1 protein-coding gene is annotated in these 591 nt (G+C 75.1%); it reads left to right on the top strand.

Annotated elements, in window-relative coordinates; translation table 11 throughout:
* On the top strand, positions 1-591 hold a 591-nt coding region (locus AA75_RS22690; protein WP_233289142.1), incomplete at both ends, for a DedA family protein.

Genomic DNA, 591 nt, shown 5'->3' with positions numbered 1-591 from the left:
CTGGCGGCCGTCGACCCGACCAGCGGGTCCTCCCTGCTCGCCGCATTCGGCGCGCTGGCCGTGCTGGTGGTGACCTTCGCCGAGTCGGGCCTGCTGGTGGTGGGCTTCTTCCTGCCCGGCGACACCCTGCTGCTGCCCGCCGGGGTGCTCTGCGCCGCCGGCGCCGACCACGGGCCGCGCCTGTCGCTCTGGCAGGTGATGCTCTGCGCCGCCGTCGGGGCGGTGGCCGGGGCCCAGGTCGGCTTCCTGATCGGACGGCACGGCGGCCGGACGGCGCTCGCCCGCACCCGCAGCGCCCGCCTGAGATCGGCGGCGGCCCGCGGCGAGTCACTGCTGCGCCGCTACGGCTACCGCAAGGCGATCGTCTTCGGCCGGTTCGTACCACTGGTGCGCACGGTCCTCAGCCCGCTGGCCGGTGTCCTGGACGTGCCCACCCGGACCTTCACCGTCTGGCAGATCGTGGGCGGGGTGCTCTGGTCGCAGACCCTGGTGCTGGCGGGGTACTGGCTGGGCGCGGCCGTCCCGGGGATCGACCGCTACCTGTGGCTGCTGGTGGGGGCGGTCGTCCTGCTCTCGCTGCTGCCGGTCCTG

It is taken from the genome of Kitasatospora sp. MBT63, assembly GCF_000710465.2.
Taxonomy (GTDB): domain Bacteria; phylum Actinomycetota; class Actinomycetes; order Streptomycetales; family Streptomycetaceae; genus Kitasatospora.
The sequence above is the reverse complement of the archived record's forward strand: the minus strand, read 5'-3'. Positions and strand labels throughout refer to the sequence as shown.